Genomic DNA, 7,071 nt, shown 5'->3' with positions numbered 1-7,071 from the left:
TTTTTGTCACCTATCCACGCCGCCTGTCACCAACGTCCGTGGTTATTACAGCTAGACGGGCTTTAGAACGGGTCAGGAGCCTAGCCAGCAAAAACACTTCCCCCAGCAATGAACCTTCGTTGAAGCGTATACCAAATGCTCTCTGGGGGCCGTAGACCTACCAATGTCCCTAGATGCCGGCACCAGGCGCTGCGTAATCTATCTCGTACCCCAGCGCATTAGGGGTTCAGCATGGCTCTCACAATCCATCGCAAAGCAAATCCCGCGCCAGTCAACGTGGAAGCGCAGACTTTCATCAACCGCCTGCGGAGCCAGTCGGGGCGAATGAGGGGGGGAGCAGAACTTCGACAGCGTCCAGTTTGTCACTACTGCCGTCCCGGACCTCAAGGACCCTAACAAAACCCTCGTGATGTACGAAGCTTACATTCTGCACTACGAGTAGTGGTCTGGCTAGACACAGAAAAGCCCCCGGCGGAGGAATACGATCAAGCTAACTGGTGCTGAGGGCTATATAAGTAGATTAGCACAACGGCAATTCGATTACATTCATCTGTGCATAAATCGCCAGCCGACAGAATATCAACTAAAACTATTCACCGCCCGACCGTTATTAATCACAATCCTTAGCATAAGTTGATGACCTCATGACACGCGCCGGCAAGAAATCCTTGCCCGCGCCGGAACTTACGGTGACCCTGACGGGAGACGCCCACCATCTGGACCTGACGCCGGGACGGCTGAATCACTCCATCGACAGTCAGGTTGAAAAGGGTGTGGGGCATTTGGGAACTACCGACATCTGGTCTGGGCTCTAAGGGCGGAATGTCCATGTCACCAGCAAGGGACCATGCCTCCCGGACAAAGAGAAGCAGTGTCAGGTGGTGCGGGTCGTCCTCAACCCGTATCACCATGTCATGCGGCCACGGATTTCCTTTTATCGGCGTGCCCCATTGCATCTGAGTTCCCCCAATTCCGACCACAGAACGAGCGGCTGTGGTGATTCAGCATGGCACCGCTTCTTTACCCCGTAAACGACGCGGGCTGCAGGGGAGCATGAATGTTATGAATTGCCATGAAGCCTAGAGCTTTGGGATTCCCCATCCTCCATAGTCCGGATAAGAAGACGCGGACGAGCTGTCGCATGACAGGTTCGGGGTCTTCCATTAGTTCGGAGAGTCGGCGGTGGACCAGCTCCAGGGAGGGTAGCGCGAATTCCGTTCGGATTCCTTCCCAATTCTCATCGTTGATGGGTCGGCCGTTCACTCTTCTTCGGTTGTTTCGTCGGAGTCGCTGATGTTGTCCAGCAGCCACTGGGTGGAGAGCGGTTTCCGGCGGAGTGTGGCGGACCGAAGGGCCGCATGCGTGCCGGAGCGGACCTGGACCCGCCAGAATTCGATGCTGACGAGGTCGCCGCTGCCGACGGCTGCTGTGCGTCGGGTGTCCCACCAGGCGTCCCGTCCGAACCACTGTTGTGATTCCGTGTCGGGGTCGACGAGCCAGATCCGCCCGTCGTGCCGGATGGCGAGGGGCTTGCCTGCTGCGTCGAGTCGGACCAGTATGTCGTGGGTCGGCGTGGCGGTGATGGTGCTCATGGGCGTGCGTTCTTTCGTGGTGCGGTCGAGCGGGCGAAGTTGGGTTTAGGCGGCTTTGACGAGGGGGAGTTCGTCCCAGTGGGTGGTGTAGCGGGGGGAGAGCATGTCCCGCTTCATGGTCCAGTCCGGCCCGCCCCGGATTCCGGCGTGGCCGAGGCCGATGGAGCCGCGGCCGTACCGGCGGGTCACGTCTTCCAGGAGGGTTCCGACGCGGCGTTCCTCGTGCGGGTTCTCGAACAGGGACAGGGGTGCCTGGTTGCCGGTGGGCCGGAGGTCGGTGACCATGATGCCGGCCCTGGCGTACCTGATTCCCTCGCAGATGCGGGGGAGCAGTGCGTGGGTGGCCTTGGTGAGCAGCACCGGATCGGCGGTCGGCATCGGCAGTGGCACGCAGACCGAGGGGTAGGAGGTGTCTTTGGGGTTGAAGTGTGAGGTGCCGGCGAACGCGGTGAGGACTTTGGCCTGGAGTGCGTGTTTGGCCAGCCGTGCCGAGGCCTGCTGGCCGTAGACGCTCATGACCTGCCGGATCCCGGCCGCGGTGGTGATGGGGGTCGCGAAGGAGCGGGAGAAGATGAGCTGGTCCCGGCCGATGCGTTCTTCCTCCATCGGGATGCAGGGGGTGCCCTGGAGTTCCAGGACGGTGCGCATCAGGACCACGGAGAAGCGGTCCCGGATCATCACCGGATCCGCCCGGGACAGATCAAGGATCGAATGGATGCCCAGGGCGTTGAGGCGTTTGGTCAGCCGGGTGGCGACACCCCAGATCTCGATCACGGACAGGCGGCGCATCAGCGATTCCCTGTCGGCGGCGGGCACGGAGTCCCAGTGGCAGACCCCGACGAAGGCCGGGTTGTTCTTGGCCCATTTGTTCGCCAGCTTCGCCAGGGTCTTGGTTGGCGCGATCCCGACGCAGACCGGAACGCCGACGTTGCGCCGCACGGTTGCTTTCATGTCTCGGCCCAGGGCCAGGAGTTCTTCCGAGGTGCCTTTGACGCCGAGGAACGCCTCGTCGATGCTGTAGACCTCCAGCCAGGCTGAGTACCGGCCCAGGAGTTCCATCACTCGGGCGCTGATGTCGCCGTAGAGCTCGTAGTTGCTCGAGAGGGCAACGAGTCCCCATTCCTTGGCGCGCGGTGCGAGTTTGAACCACGGCTCGCCCATGGCGATACCCAGGCGTTTGGCTTCGGGGGACCGGGTGACGGCGCAGCCATCGTTGTTGGACAAGACGACTACAGGCCGGCCATCCAAGGATGGATTGAACGCGCGCTCGGCCGAGGCATAGAAGCAGTTCACATCAACGTGAGCGATCTGCGGCAGATGCCGCATGAGAGCCGGCTTAGACATAGCGGGCCCCATGCCGGCACAGCTCCCGTTTAACGCAATAGCGCAACTTAAACATGGTGAAGGCACCGGGTCGCGACGCCCCAGACGACCAGATCCGACAACGAGGGCACCCGAATGTCCGGGTAGGCCGGATTCTCCGCCTGCAGCACGACACCGCCCGTGGTGATTCGGAGCCGTTTGATGGTCAGTTCTCCGTCGAGGACCGCGACGACCACGGAACCGTCCACTGGTTCCAGGGCCCGGTTGACGATCAGTTCATCGCCGTCACTGATACCGGCGCCTTCCATCGAGTCCCCGGACACCCTCACGACGTAGGTGCTGGTGATGTCCTTGATCAGGTGCTCGTTCAGGTCGATCCGGCCATCAAAGTAGTCCTGCGCGGGCGAGGGATACCCGGCCGCGACGGGGACCGGAGAGATCAGCACCGACAACAACGACATGCCCGCATCTATCACACGGGGACCAACTACAACGCCCACAACACACCCTTTATTCGAATATATGTTCGATGCATTCAGTGTAGCCCCGGGTGCTGACATTGAGCATTCCCCGCGGGATTGCATCCGATGAAGGATGCCCAAGGAGCGGTGAATCCGTGCCGGGATCAACACCGGTCATGTCGCCCCGCCCCGCAACCTCTATGAAGTCGTGAGCCCAAACCCCTCATTCCATTCAAAGACGACAGACGGAGCGCCCGATGTTGCTGGCAGCTGTGGATCCCGGAATCACCCCGAACGCCAACTTTCCCTTTCTCGAGTCGCTGAAACAGATCGGCGGCGGCATCCTCGTCGGTGCCTTCATCGTGATCGCCATTGTCGCGATCCTCGGCGCCGCGATGCTGTTGGCAGGCAAGTTGAGCCAATCGTCGCGCCTCGCCTCCGGTGGGGGCATGATCCTGCTTTGGACTGGCCCGGTGGCAGCAATCCTGGGTGGCATTAACGGTTACATTCTTTGGTCCCAGTCGGCGTTCAATCTCGGATTCTAGGTCCGACCAGTCATGCCGGTTGATTGTGATCTCAACGGATGGTGGCCGCCCGGGTGCGGTCTTGTCTCCCAAGCGAACGACGGCATCCAGGGTTCAATCACGTCGCTTTTCGCGAATATTCTCCAAAATATCGCCTCCTGGATCTGGTCTTTCATCACTGGCGCGTTCAGCTTCTCGGACGTGGATGATTCGCAGTGGACCGCCGTCGAAGGGCTCACGAGTTGGTGGGTCGTCGTCATGATGACACCCCTTGTTGTTGCCATGGTCCTCCAGCTGCTGTCCGGTTTGATCAGCCAACAACCCCGCCGTCTTGTGCGGGCTCTGGTAGGCGGGGCTGCCGCTGTCCCCATGGTGGCGGGTGCGGTGTACTTGGTCCGCCAGCTCACCAGAGTCAGTGATTCGGCGTCCGCGGCGCTTCTTGGCTCCCTGGGAACAGATCCATACGTGCTGTTCATGAGGCTCTTCGGCTTCGAAAAAGCTCCGGCCGGCGCCGGCAGAGACTGGAACGTCATCTCTTTGGCTCCCGGGTCCAGTGGAGGCGCGGCCGGGGCGGTTGTCGTCACCGCCATGGCAGTCGTCGTCGTGTGGGTTCTGGCGTTCATCCTGATGTGTTCAATGATCTTTCGATCCTTTGCGCTCATCGTGCTTGCCGCCGTCGCACCGGTCGCTCTCATGCTCATGCCGTGGGAGAAGACGCAAACGTGGGCTCGGCGGTGGTGCGAGATCGTCGTCGCGTTGCTTCTCGCCAAGCCGCTGGCTGCCACCGTGCTGGCCGTGGCCATCAAGCTCTTCGCCGAGTCCAAGTCATTCGCCGGACTGGCAGCCGGTGTCGTCGGCATGGCCCTGGCTTGTGGTGCTCCGCTGATGGCGTTACGCCTGGTTAGTTTCGCGGGTGGTGAGCTTGCAGCAGCCGCGCAAACTGCGGGAGGCGGTCACGTACTTTCTCGAAGCTCTGGCTTTGCCGCCCGGCAGATCAGCCGACAGACCGGCGGCCGCTTCACGCTCGCGGGCCTGGCATCGCACTCAGCTGCGGCGCGTCCGATCCAGTCGAGCCGACCGCAGTTTCCCACTCGCGTGCTGCCACCCCGGGCACCACTGCCGCAAACGCAGACAGGCACGATGTCGCCTCGAACCCCCCAGGGTAATGGCACCGCATTGATGCTCGACGCCCGCACCACGGCTAGCGAGCGACCGTCACCCCGGGCGCATGGAGGCAGGCGTGGTCCGAATTCGACTCCCGGCGCACCGCTCGAGGGCCCGGGTACGCGTGCAACCGGCGAGCAGCCCCCGCCGCCGAGGCAGTCGGCTGATCAGGCGGCCTCTCGCACGGCACCACCGCCACCGGCTCCTCGACCGGCACCGCCGCAGGCATCGCAGCCAGCCTCCCCGCCGGGGCCGCCGGTGGCAACACCGGGCCGTCCGCCCATCCGACAGCAAGCAGTCGTCCAGCACCTGAACGACGGTGATTCCCATGTCTGAAAATTCACGCGCCCTCGAGGCCGTCAAATTCCCCCGGTACGAGCGTCGCGGCTTGTTTATGGGTCTGAAGTGGTACCAGTTGCTGCTGCTGGCGGCCGGGGTCCTTGTAGCCAGCACGGCATCGGCGCTTCGCGGACCAGTTGGCCTCTTCGCATCGGGACCAATCTGGCTGTCACTCATCCTGCTCGGGTTGCTCCAGTATTCGAGGATTCCCTACCCGGTGTGGGCCGGGCATGCAGCCCTATTCTTCTACCGGTTGGGCTCCCAGCAGACCCGCTTCCTGGTCAGGCCGGAGCGCGCTGCCTTGGCGGGGCACTTGGCGCTGCCGGGTGGATTGGGGAACCTGGAATTGCGTCGGACCTCTACCGGTGAGTCGTTCATCGTGGACTCCCGAGGCAGGGAAGCTATCGCCGTGCTGCGTTGCAGCACCAGATCATTCGCGCTTATGGACTCTGACGACAAGGCGTGGGCGGTTCAGGCCTGGTCCCGCGTGCAGGCAGGTATGGCCCAGCGCAGCAGTGTCGCCAGAATCGCCGTCCAGGACTACACCGTTCCCTATCCCTCGTCTGCCCTGCGCGACTTTTATGAACGCACCGCCCCAGATCGGGCAAGCACCCCCGAAGAACTCACCTGGGGTCAGCGCGCCTACGAGGACCTGATCGCTGCGGCCGGCTCGGCGATGAGCCACGACCTCTTGGTCGCACTTGTCGTGGATACCGCCAAGGCCCGACGCCGAATCAAGGAGTCCGGCGGGGGACTGGTCGGCGTCGAACAGGTGCTGCGGCTGGAGGTTGAGGCCATGACCACCGCATTGGGCACTCACAGCGTCAGGGTGGAGGAATGGCTCCCAGAAGCCGGCCTCCTCGGCGTCGTCCGCGGTGCCTTCGATCCGGCCGCCCCGGCAACCCCGGTCCGACAGCCTGCAGTCTCCACCACAGCGCATGGGCCGCAGAACGATACAGAACCAAAGGCGTCCAGCGTCACTGCCGGGCCAATGGCGGTCGATGAGCACTGGACCTATGTGCGCACTGACTCCGGCTTTCATCAAACGTTCTGGATCGCCGAATGGCCGCGGCAGAGGGTCATTCCGGGCTTCCTCCACCCCCTGATCTATGTCGGCGATTTCCGCCACACGGTGACCGAGGTGATCCGGGCCGTACCCACAACTGAGGCGCTGCGGGACATTCGCTCCGCCCAGGAAGCCCATGAAACCCGGCGACGGATCAACACACGCTTCGACAGGCCGCTCACCCGGGAGCAACGGGCAGAGGAAGAAGAAGTGACCCAGCGGGAGGAAGAGATCGTCGCCGGTCACGGAGACGTGCGGCCGGCCGCGTACGTGACCATCACGGCGGGCACCCTCCAAGACTTAGCTCGGCATAGGCATGAGCTCGAGTCGGCGGCGGCGGGAGCCTTCGTCGAACTGCGGTTGCTGGCCGGTCAGCAATGGGCTGCCTTCGTCGCCGGTGCGCTCCCGTTTGGACGGGGACTGCGGTGAAGAGGACAGGCCAATCGGTGCACTACGAACCGGCCGGTGGGAACCGCCAGGAACGGAAGGAACGACGCCGGCAGGACGCGTCTGCTGGCAGCCAACCGTGGGAGTCCGCGCTCCGCGGCTTGGGAGAGACGGTCGGCGCCGGGCTCGACAGAAGGGAGCACGGCGGCGACTGG

At 63.0% G+C, this 7,071-nt stretch carries 6 protein-coding genes; 3 read left to right on the top strand and 3 right to left on the bottom strand.

Annotation, left to right across the window (positions count from 1 at the left end; genetic code table 11):
* Nucleotides 1–1,259: 1,259 nt before the first annotated feature.
* Genes QK287_RS17090 through umuD form a run of 3 tightly spaced genes read right to left on the bottom strand, consistent with a single transcriptional unit; the run spans nt 1,260 to nt 3,415 of the window.
* Entirely contained in the window at nt 1,260–1,592 is a 333-nt protein-coding gene (locus tag QK287_RS17090) for a hypothetical protein (RefSeq protein ID WP_282360917.1), read from the bottom strand.
* A gap of 45 nt (nt 1,593–1,637) precedes the next feature.
* Nucleotides 1,638–2,936, bottom strand: coding sequence for a Y-family DNA polymerase (locus QK287_RS17085; protein WP_282360916.1), 1,299 nt, complete (start codon nt 2,934–2,936; stop codon nt 1,638–1,640).
* A 47-nt stretch (nt 2,937–2,983) separates the two neighbouring features.
* Nucleotides 2,984–3,415 carry a translesion error-prone DNA polymerase V autoproteolytic subunit gene (umuD, locus tag QK287_RS17080; RefSeq protein ID WP_282360915.1) on the bottom strand — a complete coding sequence of 144 codons (432 nt, stop codon included), beginning with the start codon at nt 3,413–3,415 and terminating at the stop codon, nt 2,984–2,986.
* A gap of 218 nt (nt 3,416–3,633) precedes the next feature.
* Here umuD and QK287_RS17075 point away from each other — a divergent pair, with 218 nt between their 5' ends.
* From QK287_RS17075 to QK287_RS17065, 3 genes are read left to right on the top strand one after another with little or no spacing between them, the layout of a single operon-like run.
* Nucleotides 3,634–3,921 carry a hypothetical protein gene (locus QK287_RS17075; RefSeq protein ID WP_282360914.1) on the top strand — a complete coding sequence of 96 codons (288 nt, stop codon included), beginning with the start codon at nt 3,634–3,636 and terminating at the stop codon, nt 3,919–3,921.
* 12 nt (nt 3,922–3,933) lie between these two features.
* Nucleotides 3,934–5,400 (top strand): type IV secretion system protein, encoded by a 1,467-nt coding sequence (locus tag QK287_RS17070; RefSeq protein WP_282360913.1) that lies wholly within the window; start codon nt 3,934–3,936, stop codon nt 5,398–5,400.
* A complete protein-coding gene (locus QK287_RS17065; RefSeq protein WP_282360912.1) occupies nt 5,393–6,898 on the top strand; it encodes an SCO6880 family protein in 1,506 nt (501 codons plus the stop codon). Before QK287_RS17070 ends, QK287_RS17065 begins: the two co-directional genes overlap by 8 nt.
* The last annotated feature ends 173 nt before the right edge of the window (nt 6,899–7,071 follow it).

Source organism: Arthrobacter sp. AL05 (assembly GCF_029960715.1).
Taxonomy (GTDB): Bacteria; Actinomycetota; Actinomycetes; order Actinomycetales; family Micrococcaceae; genus Arthrobacter.
The sequence above is the reverse complement of the archived record's forward strand: the minus strand, read 5'-3'. Positions and strand labels throughout refer to the sequence as shown.

Bases quoted from the DNA above. Each gene is read 5' to 3' on its own strand.
- QK287_RS17090 (WP_282360917.1), bottom strand. From the start codon at position 1,592: ATGAGCACCATCACCGCCACGCCGACCCACGACATACTGGTCCGACTC.
- QK287_RS17085 (WP_282360916.1), bottom strand. From the start codon at position 2,936: ATGTCTAAGCCGGCTCTCATGCGGCATCTGCCGCAGATCGCTCACGTT.
- QK287_RS17075 (WP_282360914.1), top strand. From the start codon at position 3,634: ATGTTGCTGGCAGCTGTGGATCCCGGAATCACCCCGAACGCCAACTTT.
- QK287_RS17070 (WP_282360913.1), top strand. From the start codon at position 3,934: ATGCCGGTTGATTGTGATCTCAACGGATGGTGGCCGCCCGGGTGCGGT.
- QK287_RS17065 (WP_282360912.1), top strand. From the start codon at position 5,393: ATGTCTGAAAATTCACGCGCCCTCGAGGCCGTCAAATTCCCCCGGTAC.